This window comes from Streptomyces sp. NBC_01384, from assembly GCF_045040035.1.
Classification (GTDB): Bacteria; Actinomycetota; Actinomycetes; order Streptomycetales; family Streptomycetaceae; genus Streptomyces.
Map to the genome: position 1 here is coordinate 2,481,259 of NZ_CP109559.1, position 19,030 is coordinate 2,500,288.

24 protein-coding genes are annotated in these 19,030 nt (G+C 71.0%); 1 reads left to right on the forward strand and 23 read right to left on the reverse strand.

Features of this window, described 5'->3' with window-relative positions; all coding sequences use genetic code 11:
- Positions 1-12: 12 nt before the first annotated feature.
- From lgt to hisI, 11 genes are all read right to left on the reverse strand, one after another.
- On the reverse strand, positions 13-1,122 hold the full coding sequence (gene lgt / locus OG747_RS11160) for a prolipoprotein diacylglyceryl transferase (protein ID WP_405879148.1): 1,110 nt from the start codon (positions 1,120-1,122) through the stop codon (positions 13-15).
- Between the two features lie 119 nt (positions 1,123-1,241).
- Entirely contained in the window at positions 1,242-2,018 is a 777-nt protein-coding gene (locus OG747_RS11165) for a DsbA family protein (RefSeq protein ID WP_405879149.1), read from the reverse strand.
- 94 nt (positions 2,019-2,112) lie between these two features.
- On the reverse strand, positions 2,113-2,928 hold the full coding sequence (gene trpA / locus OG747_RS11170; RefSeq protein ID WP_405879150.1) for a tryptophan synthase subunit alpha: 816 nt from the start codon (positions 2,926-2,928) through the stop codon (positions 2,113-2,115).
- A complete protein-coding gene (gene trpB / locus OG747_RS11175; RefSeq protein WP_405879151.1) occupies positions 2,925-4,217 on the reverse strand; it encodes a tryptophan synthase subunit beta in 1,293 nt (430 codons plus the stop codon). The genes trpA and trpB overlap by 4 nt, the downstream gene beginning before the upstream one ends.
- 604 nt (positions 4,218-4,821) lie before the next feature.
- On the reverse strand, positions 4,822-5,106 hold the full coding sequence (trpM, locus tag OG747_RS11180; protein ID WP_405879152.1) for a tryptophan biosynthesis modulator TrpM: 285 nt from the start codon (positions 5,104-5,106) through the stop codon (positions 4,822-4,824).
- A 7-nt stretch (positions 5,107-5,113) separates the two neighbouring features.
- The gene (gene trpC, locus OG747_RS11185; protein WP_405879153.1) at positions 5,114-5,923 is read right to left on the reverse strand and encodes an indole-3-glycerol phosphate synthase TrpC; all 810 of its coding nucleotides are present in this window, start codon (positions 5,921-5,923) and stop codon (positions 5,114-5,116) included.
- A gap of 167 nt (positions 5,924-6,090) precedes the next feature.
- A complete protein-coding gene (locus tag OG747_RS11190) occupies positions 6,091-6,546 on the reverse strand; it encodes a DUF2752 domain-containing protein (protein ID WP_405879154.1) in 456 nt (151 codons plus the stop codon).
- A 94-nt stretch (positions 6,547-6,640) separates the two neighbouring features.
- Positions 6,641-6,889, reverse strand: a complete 249-nt coding sequence (locus OG747_RS11195; protein ID WP_405879155.1) for an HGxxPAAW family protein — start codon at positions 6,887-6,889, stop codon at positions 6,641-6,643.
- Positions 6,890-7,070: 181 nt separating this feature from the next.
- On the reverse strand, positions 7,071-7,724 hold the full coding sequence (locus tag OG747_RS11200; protein WP_405879156.1) for a TIGR02234 family membrane protein: 654 nt from the start codon (positions 7,722-7,724) through the stop codon (positions 7,071-7,073).
- Positions 7,725-7,828: 104 nt separating this feature from the next.
- On the reverse strand, positions 7,829-9,307 hold the full coding sequence (locus OG747_RS11205) for an anthranilate synthase component I (RefSeq protein ID WP_405879157.1): 1,479 nt from the start codon (positions 9,305-9,307) through the stop codon (positions 7,829-7,831).
- Between the two features lie 11 nt (positions 9,308-9,318).
- Positions 9,319-9,744 carry a phosphoribosyl-AMP cyclohydrolase gene (gene hisI / locus OG747_RS11210; protein WP_405879158.1) on the reverse strand — a complete coding sequence of 142 codons (426 nt, stop codon included), beginning with the start codon at positions 9,742-9,744 and terminating at the stop codon, positions 9,319-9,321.
- Between the two features lie 120 nt (positions 9,745-9,864).
- On the opposite strand from hisI, the gene OG747_RS11215 reads away from it, so the two are divergent.
- On the forward strand, positions 9,865-10,500 hold the full coding sequence (locus OG747_RS11215) for a TIGR03085 family metal-binding protein (RefSeq protein ID WP_405879159.1): 636 nt from the start codon (positions 9,865-9,867) through the stop codon (positions 10,498-10,500).
- A gap of 9 nt (positions 10,501-10,509) precedes the next feature.
- On the opposite strand, the gene OG747_RS11220 is transcribed toward OG747_RS11215, so the two are convergent.
- The 12 genes from OG747_RS11220 to hisD all read right to left on the reverse strand — a co-directional run bounded on the left by OG747_RS11220 (position 10,510) and on the right by hisD (position 18,956).
- Positions 10,510-11,766, reverse strand: a complete 1,257-nt coding sequence (locus OG747_RS11220) for an MFS transporter (RefSeq protein ID WP_405879160.1) — start codon at positions 11,764-11,766, stop codon at positions 10,510-10,512.
- A gap of 14 nt (positions 11,767-11,780) precedes the next feature.
- Positions 11,781-12,371, reverse strand: a complete 591-nt coding sequence (locus OG747_RS11225; RefSeq protein WP_405879161.1) for an ArsR/SmtB family transcription factor — start codon at positions 12,369-12,371, stop codon at positions 11,781-11,783.
- A gap of 155 nt (positions 12,372-12,526) precedes the next feature.
- Positions 12,527-12,901, reverse strand: a complete 375-nt coding sequence (locus OG747_RS11230) for a hypothetical protein (RefSeq protein ID WP_405879162.1) — start codon at positions 12,899-12,901, stop codon at positions 12,527-12,529.
- Positions 12,898-13,116: a hypothetical protein gene (locus OG747_RS11235; protein ID WP_405879163.1), complete on the reverse strand. Its 219-nt coding sequence runs from the start codon at positions 13,114-13,116 to the stop codon at positions 12,898-12,900. The genes OG747_RS11230 and OG747_RS11235 overlap by 4 nt, the downstream gene beginning before the upstream one ends.
- Positions 13,117-13,183: 67 nt before the next feature.
- The gene (gene hisF / locus OG747_RS11240) at positions 13,184-13,939 is read right to left on the reverse strand and encodes an imidazole glycerol phosphate synthase subunit HisF (protein WP_405879164.1); all 756 of its coding nucleotides are present in this window, start codon (positions 13,937-13,939) and stop codon (positions 13,184-13,186) included.
- Positions 13,936-14,349 (reverse strand): RidA family protein, encoded by a 414-nt coding sequence (locus OG747_RS11245; RefSeq protein ID WP_405879165.1) that lies wholly within the window; start codon positions 14,347-14,349, stop codon positions 13,936-13,938. The genes hisF and OG747_RS11245 overlap by 4 nt, the downstream gene beginning before the upstream one ends.
- Positions 14,346-15,071: a bifunctional 1-(5-phosphoribosyl)-5-((5-phosphoribosylamino)methylideneamino)imidazole-4-carboxamide isomerase/phosphoribosylanthranilate isomerase PriA gene (gene priA, locus OG747_RS11250; protein WP_405879166.1), complete on the reverse strand. Its 726-nt coding sequence runs from the start codon at positions 15,069-15,071 to the stop codon at positions 14,346-14,348. The genes OG747_RS11245 and priA overlap by 4 nt, the downstream gene beginning before the upstream one ends.
- Positions 15,068-15,739 carry an imidazole glycerol phosphate synthase subunit HisH gene (gene hisH / locus OG747_RS11255; RefSeq protein ID WP_405885506.1) on the reverse strand — a complete coding sequence of 224 codons (672 nt, stop codon included), beginning with the start codon at positions 15,737-15,739 and terminating at the stop codon, positions 15,068-15,070. Before hisH ends, priA begins: the two co-directional genes overlap by 4 nt.
- Before the next feature lie 2 nt (positions 15,740-15,741).
- Complete coding sequence (locus OG747_RS11260; protein ID WP_405879167.1) at positions 15,742-15,906, reverse strand: hypothetical protein; 165 nt, start codon at positions 15,904-15,906, stop codon at positions 15,742-15,744.
- Positions 15,907-15,910: 4 nt separating this feature from the next.
- Positions 15,911-16,504, reverse strand: coding sequence for an imidazoleglycerol-phosphate dehydratase HisB (gene hisB / locus OG747_RS11265; protein WP_405879168.1), 594 nt, complete (start codon positions 16,502-16,504; stop codon positions 15,911-15,913).
- Positions 16,501-17,640 (reverse strand): histidinol-phosphate transaminase, encoded by a 1,140-nt coding sequence (locus OG747_RS11270; RefSeq protein ID WP_405879169.1) that lies wholly within the window; start codon positions 17,638-17,640, stop codon positions 16,501-16,503. Before OG747_RS11270 ends, hisB begins: the two co-directional genes overlap by 4 nt.
- The gene (gene hisD, locus OG747_RS11275; RefSeq protein ID WP_405879170.1) at positions 17,637-18,956 is read right to left on the reverse strand and encodes a histidinol dehydrogenase; all 1,320 of its coding nucleotides are present in this window, start codon (positions 18,954-18,956) and stop codon (positions 17,637-17,639) included. Before hisD ends, OG747_RS11270 begins: the two co-directional genes overlap by 4 nt.
- Positions 18,957-19,030 lie beyond the last annotated feature (74 nt).

The following is a 19,030-nucleotide window of genomic DNA, read 5'->3' on the forward strand; positions in this document are numbered from 1 at the left end:
AACCGGAAGAACTCAGCCCTTGCTGGCCGACTCGGCCTCGCCCTTCGTGGACTCCGCGGACTCGGCGGACTCGGCCGACTCCTCGGACTCGGGGGCCTCGTCGGACCCGGCGTCCGCCTTCTTGTCGAGCTTCTTGCCGTCGGCCTGCTGGTCGGCCTCTACCCCGGCCTTCTCGTCAGCCTTCCCGCCGGCCTTCTCCTCGGCCTTCTCCTCGGCCTTCTTGTCGAGGGCGACGGCGTCACCGTCGGACTCGCCCTCGACCCCGCCGGAGGAGTCACCGTCGGAGGCGTCACCCTCGAGGGCGTCGCCCTCGGGCTCGACGACCGTCTCGCGCCCCGGCCGCAGCCGCGACGACACCACGAAGTAGGTCACCGCGAGGGCGAAGACCACCATCGCGGTCCAGTCGTTGAGACGCAGGCCCAGGATGTGGTGGGCGTCGTCCACGCGCATGTACTCGATCCAGCCGCGGCCGACACAGTACGCGGCGACGTACAGCGCGAACGCCCGCCCGTGGCCCAGCGTGAAGCGGCGGTCCGCCCAGATGACGAGGAAACCGACGCCGACGCACCACAGCGACTCGTACAGGAACGTCGGGTGGTAGTACCCCGGCACGCGACCGTCCGTCGCGGACGTGATGTGCAGCGCCCAGGGAACGTGCGTCGCCTTGCCGTACAGCTCCTGGTTGAACCAGTTGCCCCAGCGCCCGATGGCCTGTGCGAAGGCGATGCCGGGGGCGAGGGCGTCGGCCCAGGCGGGGAGCGGAATGCCGCGTCGACGGCAGCCGATCCACGCGCCCACCGCACCGAGCGCGATCGCGCCCCAGATGCCGAGGCCGCCCTGCCACACCTTGAAGGCGTCCACCCAGTCACGGCCGTCGCTGAAGTACAGCTCGTAATCCGTGATCACGTGGTAGAGGCGACCGCCGACAAGGCCGAACGGCACGGCCCACACCGCGATGTCGGCCACCGTGCCGGGCCGGCCGCCCCGGGCGATCCAGCGTTTGTTGCCGAGCCAGACGGCTACGAAGACGCCGATGATGATGCAGAACGCGTAGCCGCGCAGCGGAATGGGGCCGAGGTGCACCACACCGTGCGACGGGCTGGGAATGTAGGCAAGTTCCATGGCAGGGTCGACGCTACCCTGCCGGACGGGACCCACGGCAAGCAGCCCGGCTACGGGTCCATAACGGGCCCCGTACGGACGGCGCCCACACGGCCGGGGGCACACGGCCGACGCGGGGCTCAGGCCTTGTTCTCCGCCTCCACCATCTGCTTCAGCTTCGCGGGGGTCATCGTCTGGTCCGCGTAGATGTTCTTGCCGCCGAACAGCACGGTCGGGGTGCCGTTGAAACCGCCGCTCTTGAAGACCGCGTGCGACTTCACGACCCAGCTGTCGTGCGTGCTGTTGTTGACGCACTTCCGGAAGGCCGGGGTGTCGAGGCCGTCGACCTTGCCCGCCAGCTCGATGAGCTTGCCGTTGTTCGCGAACTCGTCGTCGGTCTCCTTGGGCTGGTTCTCGTACAGCACGTCGTGGTACGCGCTGAACTTGCCCGCGTCCTGGGCGCAGGCCGCCGCGTTGGCCGCGCGGAGGGAGCCGCTGCCCCCCAGGTTCCCGTCGATGAGCGTGACCAGGTGGTACTCGACCTTGAGCTGACCGGCGTCCACCAACTCGTGGATCGTCGGGCGGTACACCGTCTCGAAGGCCTGGCAGGCCGGGCAGCGGAAGTCCTCCCAGACCGTGAGGGTCGACTTGGCGCTCTCCTTGCCGACGGGGATCGCGAGGCCGTCCTTGCCGGTCGCGCCCGAGGGCGAGGCGACCGGGCCCGACGCGGTGGTCTTCTTGCTCTTGCCGGAGTTGGCGGCCAGCACGCCCACCACCGCGGCAAGGCCCAGGACGCACACCACCGTCGCGCCCACGATCAGCGCGCGGCGGCGCTTGTCCGCGGCCTTCTGCTTCTCTCGCTCGACCGCGATCCGCTCGCGGGCGGTGCGCTTTCCGTCACGGTTCTTCTCGCTCACATCCGGCAGAACGAACCGGGGAGGCGCAGCGCGCCTCCCCGGTCCCAGGTCCACCCGTTCGGGTGAGCGGATCGTCCGTTACATGTGCGGTGGCTCAGGCCGTGCCGCGCACGCCCTTCGCCAGGTCGCCGGCGAGCGCCCGTACGGCGTCGAGACCCGCGGCCTCGTCCTTCGCGTCCAGCATCCGCTTCACGAAGGCCGAGCCGACGATCACGCCGTCGGCGAAGCCGGCCACCTCGGCGGCCTGGACGGCGTTGGAGACGCCGAGGCCGACACAGACCGGCAGCTCGGTACTGGCCTTGGTGCGCCGCACCAGGTCCTGGGCCTGGGCCCCCACCGACGCCCGCGTGCCCGTGACGCCCATCAGCGAGGCGGCGTACACGAACCCGCTGCCCGCCGCGGTGATCTCGGCGAGCCGGGCGTCCCTGCTGCTGGGCGCGACGACGAAGACGGTCGCGAGGCCGTGCTTCTCGGCGTGCTCCCTCCACAGCGCCGACTCCTGGACGGGGAGGTCGGGCAGGATGCACCCCGCCCCGCCCGCTTCCGCCAGCTCGGCGGTGAAGCGCTCGACGCCGTAGCGGTCGATCGGATTCCAGTACGTCATCACGAGTACGGGCTTGCCGGTGGCCAGGTGGGCCTCGTGGACCGTCCGCATGACGTCGGCGATCTTGACGCCACCCTTGAGGGCGATGTCGTCGGCGGTCTGGATGACGGGACCGTCGAGGACCGGGTCGCTGTGCGGCAGACCGACCTCGACGATGTCCGCGCCGCCCTCGAAGACGGCCTTGATGGCCGCGATGCCACCGTCGACGGTCGGGAAGCCGGCCGGCAGGTACGCGATGAGCGCGGACCGCCCCTCGGCCTTCGCCGCGGCGAGGGTGTCGCTCAACAGCTGGATGTTGCCACTCACTTGGCGTCCCCCTCGATCTCGGCGTTCCCGCTGTCGGCGTCCGCCTCGACGACGGCGTCGGCCTCGGTGTCGTACAGGCCGAAGTAGCGGGCGGCCGTGTCCATGTCCTTGTCGCCGCGGCCGGACAGGTTGACGATGATCAGCCCGTCCTTGCCCAGCTCCTTGCCGACCTCCAGGGCTCCGGCGAGCGCGTGGGCGCTCTCGATCGCCGGGATGATGCCCTCGGTGCGGGAGAGCAGGCGCAGGGCCTGCATGGCAGCGTCGTCGGTGACCGCGCGGTACTCGGCGCGGCCGCTGTCCTTGAGGTAGGAGTGCTCGGGCCCGATGCCCGGGTAGTCGAGCCCCGCCGAGATGGAGTAGGGCTCGGTGATCTGCCCCTCCTCGTCCTGGAGGACGTACGACCGTGACCCGTGCAGGATGCCGGGTTCACCGGCGGTCAGGGTCGCGGCGTGCTCCCCGGTCTCGACACCGTGTCCGGCGGGCTCACAGCCGACGAGGCGTACGTCCGCGTCCGGGATGAAGGCGTGGAAGAGGCCGATGGCGTTGGAGCCGCCGCCGACGCAGGCGATGGCGGCGTCGGGCAGCCGTCCCGCGCGCTCGAGGATCTGCCGCCGGGCCTCGACGCCGATGACCCGGTGGAAGTCGCGGACCATGGCCGGGAAGGGGTGGGGGCCGGCGACGGTCCCGAACAGGTAGTGGGTGTGGTCGACGTTGGCCACCCAGTCCCGGAAGGCCTCGTTGATGGCGTCCTTGAGGGTACGGGAGCCGGACTTCACGGCGATGACCTCGGCGCCGAGCATGCGCATACGGGCCACGTTGAGGGCCTGGCGCTTGGTGTCGATCTCGCCCATGTAGATGGTGCACTCGAGGCCGAAGAGCGCGCAGGCGGTGGCGGTGGCGACGCCGTGCTGCCCTGCGCCGGTCTCCGCGATGACGCGGGTCTTGCCCATCCGCTTGGTGAGGAGGGCCTGACCGAGCACGTTGTTGATCTTGTGGGACCCGGTGTGGTTGAGGTCTTCCCGCTTGAGGAAGATACGGGCGCCACCGGCGTGTTCGGCGAACCTGGACACCTCGGTGAGTGAGCTCGGGCGCCCCGTGTAGTTGACGAGCAGGTCGTCGAGCTCGCGGGCGAACTCGGGGTCCGCCTTCGCCTTGTCGTACTCGACGGCGACCTCGTCCACGGCGGCGACCAGCGCCTCCGGGATGAACTTGCCGCCGAACGCGCCGAAGTACCCCTCGGCGCTGGGAACTTGACCCTCGGGGTCGGGAATGAAGAACTCGCTGGGCATGCGGTTACCTCGCAGGGGCGACAGCCCCGGTTGCAGGTCGGACAGGGGTCACGTTCAACCACGTACTCGCGCGCGCTGCGCCTCCGGCGGGGCCCGGCGCGGAAAACCCTCGCCTGGACGGGTTCGCCCCGCTGTCGGCACCGCCGGTTTCCCACCCGTCCGCCCTTCACTGGAGACGGATGCCCAGCCACAAAGGCCGGAGCCCGCAGCCCAGCGACCGAGGCCGGAAGCCGGACCCGGGGCCCAGAGGCAAAGGCCAGGGCCGACAGAGACCGGAGCCACCGCCAGGCCCAGAGGCCCGAAGCCGGGTCCAGAGGCCCGAAGCCGGGTCCAGGAGCCGGAACCCAGGTCCACGAGCCCGAAGCCGGGTCCATGGACCGGAGGCCAGGTCCGTGGGCCCGAAGCCAGGTCCGTGGGCCCGAGGGCAGGGTTCTGGGCCGGGGCGGAGGTCCGTTCGCCGTTCCCGGCCGTGAGGCGGAGGGGTCCGGAGCTGAGGAGCCACCTTTGGGGTGGCTTCCCGCCACGACGGCGAGCGGGTGCGGTGCCGAACCGACCCGAACCACCCTGCTGACCCACGGAGTGGACCCGCGGTGTCGGACCCGGCTCAGCTCACCCGGAGGGTGGCCCCGGTCGGAGAGGGCGTGGGCGCGCGCGTACGCGCGGGCCATCGCATGCCGTTGACCTGGCCCGGCTCGTCGCCGATGACATAGCGGACGCGGCGCCCGTGAACACGGCGGGCCGGCGCCCGGCAGCCGCGCGGCCGGCAGCCACGGGCAAGCCGGGCGTACGGGTCGCGCACCCCGGCGGCAGCCGCCCGCACGCACGCCGGTCCCCCGTCGGGGCGAGCGCCCGGACGGGTGGCGACGGTGGCGTGGGGCGCGGTCCGCACCGGGGTGTCAGCTCCGTCCGTGACGCAGCGCGGGATGGGCCCCGGCCGCGACGAGGTCGGCGACCGCCGTCTTCGGGTCGCGGCCGGTGACGAGGGACTCGCCCACCAGGACCGCGTCGGCGCCGGCGTTGGCGTACGCGATGAGGTCGTGCGGTCCGCGGACGCCGGACTCGGCGACCTTGACGAGGCCGGCCGGGATCTCGGGAGCGATCCGCTCGAAGGTGGAGCGGTCCACCTTGAGGGTCTTGAGGTCGCGCGCGTTGACGCCGATGACCTTCGCCCCGGCGTCCACCGCCCGCTCGACCTCGTCCTCGTCGTGCACCTCGACGAGCGGCGTGAGCCCGATGGACTCGGCGCGCTCGATGAGGGACTCCAGGGCGGGCTGGTCGAGGGCGGCCACGATCAGCAGCGCGAGGTCGGCGCCGTACGCGCGGGCCTCCCACAGCTGGTACGACGTGACGATGAAGTCCTTGCGGAGCACCGGGATGTCGACCCTGGCGCGGACGGCCTCCAGGTCGGCCAGCGAACCGCCGAAGCGGCGCTGCTCGGTCAGGACCGAGATGACGGCCGCGCCGCCCGCCTCGTAGTCCGCGGCCAGAGCCGCCGGGTCGGCGATCGCGGCCAGCGCGCCCTTGGACGGGCTGGAGCGCTTGACCTCGCAGATGACCTTGACGCCCTCGCCGCGCAGGGCGGCCACGCCGTCCTTGGCCGGGCGAGCCTTCGCCGCGCGCTCCTTGAGCTCGTCGAGGCTGACGCGCGCCTGCCGTTCCGCGAGGTCGGCACGGACTCCGTCGATGATCTCGTCGAGCACACTCACGCGAGCGGCCCCCTTCCCTGACGGTGGACGGTTGAAGCGGTTGAGCCTGTCGACCCGGGCCGCCGTCCCGGCGGTTCATGATGGGTCACTCTGATGGTATCCGGAGGAAGGGCCAGGCCTCACATCCAGTTGACGCCGGTCCCACTACCTGGACATTTGTCACTTGATCAAGGGTGCAGCCAGCCGCCGAAGGGCAGGTTCCGGACAACGGTGAAGGCCCCCAGCAACACGCCGGCGCTCCACAGGTGCACGGGCCCCAGGTCGATCCGTACCGGCCGGCCGCGCGCCGACCGGACCGCCCAGACGGTCCACACCACCGCGAAGACCAGATATCCGGCGACGGCGAGCGCGTTGTCCGTGAGCGCCGTGGTGAAGTCCCCGTGCACAAAGGCGTGCGCGCTGCGCAGACCGCCGCAGCCGGGGCAGTACACGCCCGTGTAGCGCAGCAGCGGGCAGACGGGGTAGTGCCCGGGCTGGTTGGGGTCCACGGCCCCGACGTACGCGAACGCACCGGCGACGGCCGCGAGCACCCCGCCGGGGACGACCAGCCGCCGCAGCGCGACTGGCACAGGACGCCCGGTCCGCTGCGTCACCCTCTGGCTTTCGGTGTTCACCCGACGCATTCTGCCCCTCCGGGACGCGGGTCGCTCGGCGCGGACGCACGAGAGGCGGTCCCGGCAGGAGTGCCGGGACCGCCTCTCGAGAAGCCTTACAGGGTCAGCTCTCCGCGCCGACAGGCTCCCGGACCGGGTGCGCGACCGCGGTCGCGGTCTGCTTCGGCTGGCCCAGGCCCGCCGCGCGCATGGCCATGCCGACGACGCCGCCGAGGGCGACGATGACCATGCCGGCCCAGAAGCCCAGCGGGTTGGCCATCACCATGAAGGCACCCGCGACGCAGAAACCGATGAAAACGATGATGACACCGGTCCAGGCGGCCGGGGTGTGGCCGTGGCTGCTGCCCGCCATGACTTGCTCCTCGTTGCTGTATGCGTGTGTGGTTCGGACGCTTGTCGTCCATTGTCCCGTACTCGAAGGTCTGCCGTGAGCGGGGGGTGTCCGCTCGCGCGTCGAATACGTCACGTCGTGACCAAGGTCCCGGGCCGTAAGACCCTGCCGACCCCGGCGGCCCCGGTCCGAAGGACAGGCCTCAGGTCCCGGCAGGGTCCGGTCCCGTCGGGTCCTCGCCCCGGTCGAGTGCCTTCCAGATGTCCTCGGGCCGGTCGGGGTCGACCGGTTTGGCCTTGCGCGGCCGGGGCGTCCCGTCGCGCTCGTAGCGGCCGGACATCGCGGGCCACAGCCGTCCGTAGCGCAGCGCGAGCAGCCCCGCGAGGAGGATGAGCGCGCCGCCCACCGCGGCGACGTACGGCCAGGCGGTGTGGCTGAGGGCGCCCGCGGTGGCGGCGGTGTCGCCGGAGGCCGCCGCGGCCTTCTCGTCGAGGGCGGAGGTGTCGCTCGCGCCGAGCACCGCCGCGACGACGATGCCCGCGCCGGAGAGCGCGAGCAGCGCGGAGACGAGGAAGCGCCCGGAGCTGCGGACTGCGAAGACGGCGACGAGCGCGGCGAGGCCCACTATGGCGAGCGCCGCGGGCACGCCCGTGACGTCGCTGCCCTTGGCGGTCAGCGGAAAGGCGCCGCCGGCCACCGTCGCGGTGCCCTCCGACCAGCTCTGCCGGGTGGAGAGCAGCGCCACGGCCGCGCCGAGGGCGCCGCTGAGCAGGGCGACGGCGAGGCTGCGGCGGCCGGACCGGGCGGGTCCGTCGGCTTCGGACGGGGGGTGAGGTACAGCTGTCACGTTCTCCACTATCGCCTGAACCCCGGGCGAACCGTCACCCGGGGTTCACGTGACACTCGTCCTATTTCCCGCGGCTGCCCGCTATTTCCCGTGGCTGCCCGCTTCTGTACCGATCACTGGCCGAGCCGGTTGGCCGTGTGCACCGCGCGCAGCACCGCGGCGGCCTTGTTGCGGCACTCGTTGTCCTCGGCGACGGGGTCGGAGTCGGCGACGACTCCGGCGCCCGCCTGGACGTATGCGGTGCCCTCGCGCAGCACCGCCGTACGGATGGCGATGGCGGTGTCGGAGTCGCCGGCGAAGTCGAGGTAGCCGACGCAGCCGCCGTACAACCCCCGCCTGGACGGCTCGAGTTCGTCGATGATCTGCATCGCGCGCGGCTTGGGGGCGCCGGAGAGGGTGCCGGCCGGGAAGCAGGCCGTGAGCACGTCGAAGGCCGTACGGCCCGCCGCGACCCGGCCGGTCACGGTCGAGACGATGTGCATCACGTGCGAGTACCGCTCGATGGACATGAAGTCGACGACCTCGACGGAGCCGGGTTCGCAGACCCGTCCGAGGTCGTTGCGTCCCAGGTCGACGAGCATGAGGTGCTCGGCGCGCTCCTTGGGGTCGGCGATCAGCTCGTCGGCGAGGGCCTGGTCCTCCTGGACGGTGGCGCCGCGCGGCCGGGTGCCCGCGATGGGGTGCACCATCGCCTGCCCGTCCTCGACCTTGACCAGGGCCTCGGGAGACGAACCGACGACGTCGAAGCCGTCGAAGCGGAAGAGGTACATGTACGGCGACGGGTTGGTCGCCCGGAGTACGCGGTACACGTCCAACGCGTCGGCCGTGCACGGCGTTTCGAAGCGCTGGGAGGGGACGACCTGGAAGGCCTCGCCCGCCCGGATGCGCTCCTTGATGTCCTCGACGGCGTCCTGGAAGTCCGGGCCGCCCCACAGGGCGGTGTACTCGGGCAGCTCGGAGGGCGGGAGCGCGGCGGGCGGCTGGGAGATCGTGCGGGAGAGGTCGGCCTCCATGGCGTCGAGGCGGGCGACCGCGTCCGCGTAGGCCTCGTCGACGCCCGTGTCGAGGTCGTTGTGGTTGATCGCGTTGGCGATCAGCTGGACCGAACCGTCCCAGTGGTCCATGACCGCGAGGTCGCTGGTGAGCAGCATGGTCAGCTCGGGCAGCTTCAGGTCGTCGCGCTCGCCGGGGCCGATCTTCTCCAGGCGGCGCACGATGTCGTAGCCGAGATAGCCGACCATGCCTCCGGTGAACGGGGGCAGGCCCTCTCCGTGCGGCGTGTGCAGGGCCTCGATGGTGGCGCGCAGGGCGACGAGCGGGTCGCCGTCGACGGGGACGCCGACAGGCGGGGTGCCGAGCCAGTGGGCCTGTCCGTCGCGCGCGGTCAGGGTGGCGTGGCTGCGGACGCCGATGAAGGAGTAGCGAGACCACGCACGGCCGTTCTCGGCGGATTCCAGCAGGAAGGTGCCGGGGCGCTCGGCGGTCAGCTTGCGGTAGAGCGCGACCGGCGTGTCGCCGTCGGCGAGAAGCTTGCGGCTGACGGGGATGACCCGGCGGTCGGTGGCCAGCTTGCGGAACGTCTGGAGGTCCATGGCGGCTGACCCTACTGATCCAGTGCCGGTACGCCGGAGTCGGCTCCCTTGGCGTCCAGGGAGCCCGTCCGCTGGAGAAGCACGTCCTCGTCGAAGCAGGTGCGGGCCCCGGTGTGGCAGGCGGCGCCCACCTGGTCGACCTGGACCAGGATCGTGTCGGCGTCGCAGTCGAGGGCCACGGACTTCACCCACTGGAAGTGGCCGGAGGTGTCGCCCTTCACCCAGTACTCCCGGCGGCTGCGCGACCAGTAGGTGCAGCGGCCCGTGGTGAGCGTGCGGTGCAGCGCCTCGTCATCCATCCAGCCGAGCATCAGCACCTCACCGGTGTCGTACTGCTGGGCGATGGCGGGGACGAGCCCGTCGGCGCTGCGCTTGAGGCGCGCGGCGATCTCGGGATCCAGGCTGCTGGGCCTGCCGGGCGGGGGCATGCTGGTCATGCCGACCATTGTGCCGCGCCCATGGGTCGCACCCGGCAGTTGTCCACAGGCCGGACCGTGCGCCCTCTGAACGCCTATGTCCACTGGGCGGGCTCTTGGGACGGTCGTAGGCTTGCTGACATGTCGACCCATGCCAAGCGTGAACGACTTCTCCTCGCCGACCTGTTGGAGGCCGAGGGCCCGGACGCCCCGACTCTGTGCGAGGGCTGGAACACCCGCGATCTCGCCGCGCACGTGGTGGTGCGCGAGCGCCGCGCCGACGCCGCGGGCGGGCTGCTGATCAAGCAGCTGGCGCCGCGCCTGGAGCGGGTGCAGACGGAGTTCGCCGAGAAGCCCTACGAGGAGCTGATCCAGCTGATCCGTACAGGTCCGCCGCGCTTGTCGCCCTTCTCCCTCAAGCAGATCGACGAGGCGTCGAACACGGTCGAGTTCTACGTCCACACCGAGGACGTACGGCGGGCGCAGCCGGACTGGACGCCACGCGCGCTGGACCCGGTCTTCCAGGACGCCCTGTGGTCCCGGCTGGAGCGTACGGCCCGGCTCGCCGGTCGTAACTCCCCCACCGGCCTGGTCCTGCGCCGCCCGGACGGCCAGACGGCGGTCGCGCACAAGGGCACGCCGGTCGTGACGGTGACCGGCGAGCCCTCGGAGCTCCTGATGTTCGCGTTCGGGCGGCAGAAGACGGCCGACGTGGAGCTGGAGGGCGACGAAGACGCGATCGCGAAGCTGCGGGAGACGAAGCAGCTGGGGCTCTGAGGGGCCTTCTCAGCAGGGCAGCTCGGCGCGGCGCAGGTCGCGGACGCACAGCGCGAGGACCCCGCCGAGGCCGCAGACCGCGGCGCTGGCCACGAAGACCGGTCCGGTGCCCCACCAGCCGATCGCGGCGGCGGCCACCGGCATGCTCAGCGGGGCGAGACCGAGGCTGACGAGGCCCGCGACGGCGCTGACGCGGCCCAGGTAGGCGGGGTCCGCATGGGTCTGCAGCAGGGCGCCGCACAAGGCACCGCTGAGCCCCGCGAGCAGCCCCACGAGCAGGGCGACACCGACAGCCGCGGCGACACTCGGTGCATAGGCGACCGCGCCGATCGCGACCGAGCCCCCCAGGATCGCCACCCCGGCCAGACGTCCCGCGTGCGGCAGGTGCCCGCGCACGGTCAGCAGCAGCGCGGCGGCCCCCGCGCCGGTCCCGAACCCGGCGACCACCCAACCCATCCCGGCGGCGCCCCAGCCGCGCTGGTCGGCCAGCAGGGTCAGGCCCACGTTGAGCGGCCCGACGAAGCCGAGGTCACCGAGGGCGATGGCGACGATGAGCGGGGTGAGCACGCGGTGGCCCCGGATGTATCGCAGGCCGTCACGGAGGTCGCGCCACGCGGTGCGGCCGGCCTTGTCCGGCGTGTCGTCGGCGGGCAGCTCCCGCATCCGTACGGAGATCAGCAGCGGCACGGACACGGCGATCAGCATCCCGGCCAGCCCGAACGCTGCCTCCGCGCCGCCGAGGGCCACGCCTAGGCCACCGAGCGGCGCCCCCACCACATTGGCGAAGCGGCTGGCGAGGCCGCGCATGCCCTGGACGCGGGCGAGCTGACCGTGACTGGTGACGCGCGCCGGGAGGGCACCCACGGCGGGCATGAAGACGGCGTCGACGGTGCCGAAGACGACGGCGAGCAGGGACAGCAGCCACAGGTCCGGACCGGCCGCGAACAGCAGCGCGGCCACCGCGAGGACGGCCGCGCAGCGCACGGCGTCGCTGCCGATGACGACCTTCCGCGGCCCGAACCGGTCGGCGACCACTCCCCCGCCCAGCATCAGCAGGGCCCGCGGCACGGCGCTCACGGCCATCACGAGCCCGGCCTGCGAGGGCGTTCCGGCCCGGACGGCGGCCCAGGACAGCGCGAGGTAGTAGACGTTGTCGCCGATCATCGACGAGGTGTAGGCGCCGAGCCAGCGCAGCACGTTGCCGTCGCGGTGGGCGGGCCTGTCAGTGGCGACAGGGGCGGGGCCGCCTATGACAGTCGCGGTCACGGGAATGCGTCCTCTCAGGAGCGGAACGGGAAGCCGTACACGTGCAGCGCGACGTTCTCGCGCCCTTCGGTGACACCGGTCGCTTCGTCGGCGCGGCCCTTCTCGTCGTACTTCTTGATGAGAGCGATCAGCTCCGCGCCGAGCTCGGACAGTTCTGTCGCCGTCAGTCGCAGCAGGGACTCGCTGTCCGGAGCGGCGGTGTTCCACTCCGGGGCCCAGGTGGGACGCTCGTCGAGGTAGCGCCGGTACATGTCGCTGCGCTGCTCGTGGAAGAGCCGGGTGGCCGCCAGATGCGCTGCCGTCTTCTCAGGCGCGTCCCGGAAGTCCTCGTCGTGAAGGCTCACGCCGTCCGACGCCGGCTGCCACCACCGCTCCCGCCCGTCCCCGCTCTGCGGCTCGGCCTCCTCGATCAGCCCGTGCTCGGCGAGCTTGCGCAGGTGGTAGCTGACCAGCGAGGGGGCCTCGTCGACCTGTTCGGCCAGCTGGGACGCGGTCGCGGTCCTGGCCACGTACAGGGCCCGGTACAGCTTCATCCGCAGCGGATGGGCTATCGCCTTGAGCGTGCCCATGTCCGCGATGCGGCGGAGGTTCTCCTTCTCTGCCATGAGCTCACTGTAAATACGAAAGAAAAATTGCACAACACATTTTGCGCAACTTCTCTTTCGCATCTGCCCCGAGCGAAGCCCCGGCCACTCAGTGACCGGGGCTCAACGGCTCAAGCTCCCGCCGACGGCCGTTTCCACGGACCCGAATCGCCGGGTCACACGGCCCAGTCGCGCAGGAGGCGTGCGGTTTCCGCAAGGTCGGCCTCGTCGCTGCGGATGTCGGCGACGAGTTTCGCGACCTCGCCGTACGGGAGATCGAACGGCATCCCGGATTGCTCCATGTACTCCCAGGCGCAGGCGAGGCCGATCGAGGCGTTGTAGTCGCTGAAGGGCCGCAGCCTCAGGGCGGTATGCAGGAATGTCGCCGCCCGCGCAGACACCTCCTCGTAGTAGGGCTCGCCCGCGACACGTTCGTACCTGTGCCGCTCAGCCATGCAGTGCAGCGCACCCCAGTCGCAAATCGGCGTGTTCTGTGGAGAGACGTTGACCTGGATGTTGAGGACCCATCCGGCGTCCACGTACAGCGTCACCGAAGCCCCTTCGGGAAGCGCTCATCGAAGTCCGCCATGATCTCCCGGGCCTTCCTCGAGGCCCCCTCGACGAACCGCTGCTTCTGCCGCCGACGCACGACATCCTCAGTCAGTATGTCGTGCGCCAGCCGCTTGATCGCGACGCCCTGTTCCTTGGCCTCCGCGCGCAGCTCGGCCAGCTCTTCCTCGGTGAACTCAATCGTGATTCCAGGCATACAAGCAGCGTAGACACGCCGGAACCTTGATCACTACCACGTTCACTACCAAGGGCGACGCCTCGAACTAGCGAACGGGATGCCCCGCCCCCCGCAGGGTCTCCTTCACCTGGCCGATCCGCAGATCCCCGAAGTGGAAGACGGACGCGGCGAGCACCGCGTCGGCGCCCGCGGCGATGGCGGGCGGGAAGTCGGCCAGCCGGCCCGCGCCGCCGCTGGCGATGAGCGGCACGGTGACGTGCTTCCGGACGGCCTCGATCATCTCGATGTCGTAGCCGTCCTTCGTGCCGTCCGCGTCCATCGAGTTGAGCAGGATCTCTCCCGCGCCCAGCTCGGCGGCGCGGTGCGCCCACTCGACGGCGTCGATGCCGGTGCCCTTGCGTCCGCCGTGCGTGGTGACCTCGTAGGACCCGCTCTCCGTGCGGCGCGCGTCCACCGACAGCACCAGCACCTGCCGCCCGAACCGCTCCGCGATCTCCCGGATCAGATCGGGCCGGGCGATCGCGGCCGTGTTGACCCCGACCTTGTCGGCACCCGCGCGCAACAGCTTGTCGACGTCCTCGGCGGTGCGCACGCCGCCGCCCACGGTGAGCGGGATGAAGACCTGCTCGGCCGTGCGGCGCACCACGTCGTACGTGGTCTCGCGGTTGCCCGAGGAGGCGGTGATGTCCAGGAAGGTCAGCTCGTCGGCGCCCTCGGCGTCGTAGACCTTGGCCATCTCGACGGGGTCGCCCGCGTCGCGCAGGTTCTGGAAGTGGACACCCTTGACGACCCGGCCGTTGTCCACGTCCAGGCAGGGGATGACTCGTACGGCAAGGGTCATGACGCGGACACTCCCTGTGCTCCGCCGGGGCGGAACGCCTCCACCTCGACCTCGACGACCAGACGCGGGTCCACGAAGCCGGAGACGATGATCATGGACGCGGCGGGGCGGACGGCGTCGAACAGCTCCTTGTGGGCGCGGCCGACCTCCTCCACGTCCCGGGCGTGGGTGATGTACATACGCGTACGGACCACGTCGTCACGGCCGAGGCCGAGCTGCTGCAGCGCGGCGAACGCGACGTTGAAGGAGTTGACGGCCTGCTCGTACGGGTCGCCGGCGACGATCGCACCGTCGATCACGGAGGTGCAGCCGGAGACCAGCACGAGGCCGTTCGGCAGCTCGACGGCGCGGGAGTAGCCGAAGGCCTCCTCCCAGGGCCCGCCGGTCGTGACGCGTCGCACGTCGCTCACTGGGCTACCGCCTCCAGTGCCTCTTCCAGCGTGAACGCCTTGGCGTACAGGGCCTTCCCCACGATGGAGCCCTCGACGCCCAGCGGGACCAGCTCGGCGATGGCGCGCAGGTCGTCCAGGGAGGACACCCCGCCGGAAGCCACCACCGGGCGGTCCGTCGCGGCGCACACGTTCTTCAGCAGCTCCAGGTTCGGGCCCTGCAGCGTGCCGTCCTTGGCGATGTCGGTGACCACATACCGCGCGCAGCCCTCGGCGTCGAGGCGCTCCAGGGTCTCGTAGAGGTCGCCGCCGTCACGGGTCCAGCCGCGGCCGCGCAGCGTCGTACCGCGTACGTCGAGACCGACCGCGATCTTGTCGCCGTGCTCGGCGATGACCTTGGCGACCCACTCGGGGGTCTCCAGGGCGGCGGTGCCGAGGTTGACGCGGGTGCAGCCGGTGGCGAGGGCGGCGGCGAGCGTGTCGTCGTCGCGGATACCGCCGGACAGCTCGACCTTGATGTCCATGGCGCCCGCGACCTCGGCAATCAGCCCCCGGTTGTCGCCGGTGCCGAACGCGGCGTCCAGGTCGACCAGGTGCAGCCACTCGGCACCCGCGGCCTGCCAGGCGAGGGCGGCCTCAAGGGGGGAGCCGTAAGAAGTTTCCGTCCCGGACTCACCGTGCACGAGGCGGACGGCCTGGCCGTCGCGGACGTCGACGGCGGGGAGGAGTTCGAGCTTGCTCACAGGGTTCCGATCCAGTTGGTGAGGAGCTGGGCTCCGGCGTCGCCGGACTTCTCGGGGTGGAACTGCGTGGCCCACAGGGGGCCGTTCTCGACGGCCGCCACGAAGGGCTTGCCGTGCGTCGACCAGGTCACCAGGGGGGCGCGCATCGCCGGGTTCGCGACTTCCAGGGACCAGTCGTGGACGGCGTAGGAGTGCACGAAGTAGAAGCGCGCGTCGGCGTCGAGCCCCTCGAAGAGCTGCGAGCCGGCCGGAACCTCGACCGTGTTCCAGCCCATGTGGGGCACGATGTCGGCCTGCAGCGGCTCGACCGTGCCGGGCCACTCGTCGAGGCCCTCGCTCTCCACACCGTGCTCGATGCCGCGTGCGAACAGGATCTGCATGCCCACGCAGATGCCCATCACCGGGCGGCCACCGGACAGACGCCGATCGATGATCCAGTCGCCGCGGGCGTCCTTCAGGCCCTTCATGCAGGCGGCGAAGGCGCCGACGCCGGGCACCAGCAGCCCGTCCGCGTTCATCGCCTTGTCGAAGTCACGCGTTATCTCGACCTCGGCGCCCGCGCGCGCGAGGGCACGCTCGGCGGAGCGCACGTTCCCGAAGCCGTAGTCGAAGACGACGACCTTCTTGGGACTCTTCGCAGAGGTCTTCTCGGGGACGGTCGATGGGATGGTCAATTCCACACCTCCAGCCTCATGACGCCCGCGACCAGGCACATCGCTGCGCCGAAGGAGAGCAGCACGATGAGGCTCATGGGCATCTTTTGCTTGACGAAGGAGTAGACACCGCCCAGGAGGAAGAGCCCGACGACGATCAGGATGGTGTTGAGGCCTGTCATGGCTTTACAGCGCGCCCTTCGTGGAGGGGAGGATGCCGGCGGCGCGCGGGTCGCGCTCGGAGGCGTAGCGCAGCGCACGGGCCAGCGCCTTGAACTGGCACTCCACGATGTGGTGTGCGTTGCGCCCGTAGGGCACGTGCACGTGCAGGGCGATCTGGGCCTGGGCGACGAGGGACTCCAGGATGTGCCGGGTCATCGTCGTGTCGTACTCGCCGATCATCGGCGCCATGTTCTCGGGCTCGGTGTGTACGAGGTACGGACGGCCGGAGAGGTCGACGGTCACCTGGGCGAGCGACTCGTCCAGCGGGACCGTGCAGTTGCCGAATCGATAGATCCCCACCTTGTCGCCGAGTGCCTGCTTGAAGGCGGCGCCGAGCGCGAGGGCGGTGTCCTCGATGGTGTGGTGCGAGTCGATGTGCAGGTCGCCCTCGGTCTTCACCGTCAGGTCGAACAGACCGTGCCGGCCGAGCTGGTCGAGCATGTGGTCGTAGAAGCCGACACCTGTCGACACCTCGACCTTGCCGGACCCGTCGAGGTCGATCTCGACGAGGACCGACGTCTCCTTGGTCGTCCGCTGCACTCTTCCGACGCGGCTCATGCGCTCTGCTCCTTCGGGGGTGTGGGGGTGTCCCCCACAAAACTCAGCAACTCACGGACCGCGTCCAGGAACGCGTCGTTCTCGGCCGGGGTGCCCGCGGAGACCCGCAGCCATCCCGGTACGCCGTTGTCCCGGACCAGGACACCCCGGTCGAGGATCTTCTGCCAGGCGGTGTGGGAGTCCTCGAATCGCCCGAACTGGACGAAGTTCGCATCGGACTCGGTCACGTCGTACCCGATCGCACGCAGCTCGGCGACCAGCCGGTCCCGCTCGGCCTTCAGCTGCTCCACATACCCGAGCAGCGTGTCGGTGTGCTCCAGGGCGGCCAGGGCCGTGGCCTGGGTGACGGCCGACAGGTGATACGGCAGCCGTACGAGCTGGACCGCGTCCACGACCGCCGGGTGCGCGGCGAGATAGCCGAGGCGCAGTCCGGCCGCGCCGAACGCCTTCGACATCGTCCGTGAGACGACGAGATTCGGCCGGCCTTCGATCAGCGGCAGCAGCGAGTCGCCGTGGCTGAACTCGATGTACGCCTCGTCCACGATGACCATCGACGGCTTGGCGGCCTGTGCGGCCTCGTACAGCGCGAGGACCGTCTCGGGCGGCACCGCGTTGCCCGTGGGGTTGTTGGGTGTGGTGATGAAGACGACGTCCGGCCGGCCCTCCGCGATGGCCTGCTCGGCGGCGGCCGGGTCGATCGTGAAGTCCTCGTTGCGGGGGCCCGAGATCCAGCCCGTGCCCGTGCCGCGCGCGATGAGCGCGTGCATCGAGTACGAGGGCTCGAAGCCGATCGCCGTACGGCCGGGGCCGCCGAAGGTCTGCAGCAGCTGCTGGATGACCTCGTTCGAGCCGTTGGCCGCCCAGACGTTCTCGACGCCGACCCGGTGCTTGCCGGTCTTCGTCAGGTACTTGGCCAGCTCGGTACGCAGCTCGACCGCGTCCCGGTCGGGGTAACGGTTGAGGTTCCGCGCGGCCTCACGCACGCGCTCGGCGATACGTTCGACGAGCGGTTCGGGCAGCGAGTACGGGTTCTCGTTGGTGTTCAGCCGTACGGGTACGTCGAGCTGGGGCGCGCCGTAGGGGGACTTGCCGCGCAGCTCGTCCCGTACGGGAAGATCGTCAATTCCAAAGGTCACTTGCCGGGCACCTTCCAACCGAACCTCGCCTTGATCGCCGCCCCGTGGGCCGGCAGGTCCTCCGCCTCCGCGAGCGTCACCACGTGGTGCGCCACCTCGGCGAGGGCATCGCGCGTGTAGTCCACGATGTGGATCCCGCGCAGGAAGGACTGGACACTCAGCCCCGAGGAGTGGCAGGCGCAGCCGCCGGTCGGCAGGACGTGGTTGGAGCCCGCGCAGTAGTCGCCCAGCGACACGGGGGCCCAGGGGCCGACGAAGATCGCACCCGCGTTCTTCACCCGGTCGGCGACGGCAGCCGCGTCCGCCGTCTGGATCTCCAGGTGCTCGGCGCCATACGCGTCCACGACCCGCAGACCCTCGTCGACGCCGTCGACCAGCACGATCGCGGACTGCCTGCCGCCGAGCGCCGGGACGACCCGGTCCTCGATGTGCTTGGTGGCCGCGACCTGCGGCTCCAGCTCCTTCTCGACCGCTTCCGCCAGCTCGACGGAGTCCGTGACGAGGACGGCCGCGGCCAGCGGGTCGTGCTCGGCCTGGCTGATCAGGTCGGCGGCCACGTGCACCGCGTCCGCGGTCTCGTCCGCGAGGATCGCGATCTCGGTCGGACCGGCCTCGGTGTCGATGCCGATCTTGCCGGTGAAGTAGCGCTTGGCGGCGGCGACCCAGATGTTGCCGGGGCCGGTGACCATGTTGGCCGGGGCGCAGGACTCGGTGCCGTGCGCGAACATCGCCACGGCCTGGGCGCCGCCGACCGCGTACACCTCGTCGATGCCGAGGAGCGCGCAGGCGGCGAGGATCGTGGGGTGCGGGAGACCGCCGAACTCCTTCTGCGGCGGGGAGGCCAGCGCCATGGAGGCGACTCCGGCCTCCTGCGCCGGGACCGCGTTCATGATCACGGAGGAGGGGTAGACGGAGCGTCCGCCGGGCGCGTACAGACCGACACGCTCGACCGGCACCCACTTCTCGGTGACCGAGCCGCCCGGTACGACCTGGGTGGTGTGCGCGGCGCGGCGCTGCTCGCGGTGGACCAGGCGGGCGCGGCGGATGGACTCCTCCAGGGCCGCGCGCACGGCCGGGTCGAGCTGCTCCAGGGCGTCGGCGAGGGCCTGGGCCGGGACCCGCACGGACTCCAGCCGTACGCCGTCGAACTTCTCCGCGTAGTCGATCAGCGCCGCGTCCCCCCGATGATGCACGGCCTCGCAGATCGGACGCACCTTCTCCAGGGCGGCCTGTACGTCGAAGTCGGCTCGGGGCAGCAGGTCGCGCAGGGCGGAGCCCTCGGGGAGGGCGTCGCCGCGCAGATCGATTCGGGCCATAGAGAAAGAGTGCAGCACGTGAGCAATTCTCTCAGACCGCGATAAGGCGCCGGACGGCTGTATCAATGGCTGAT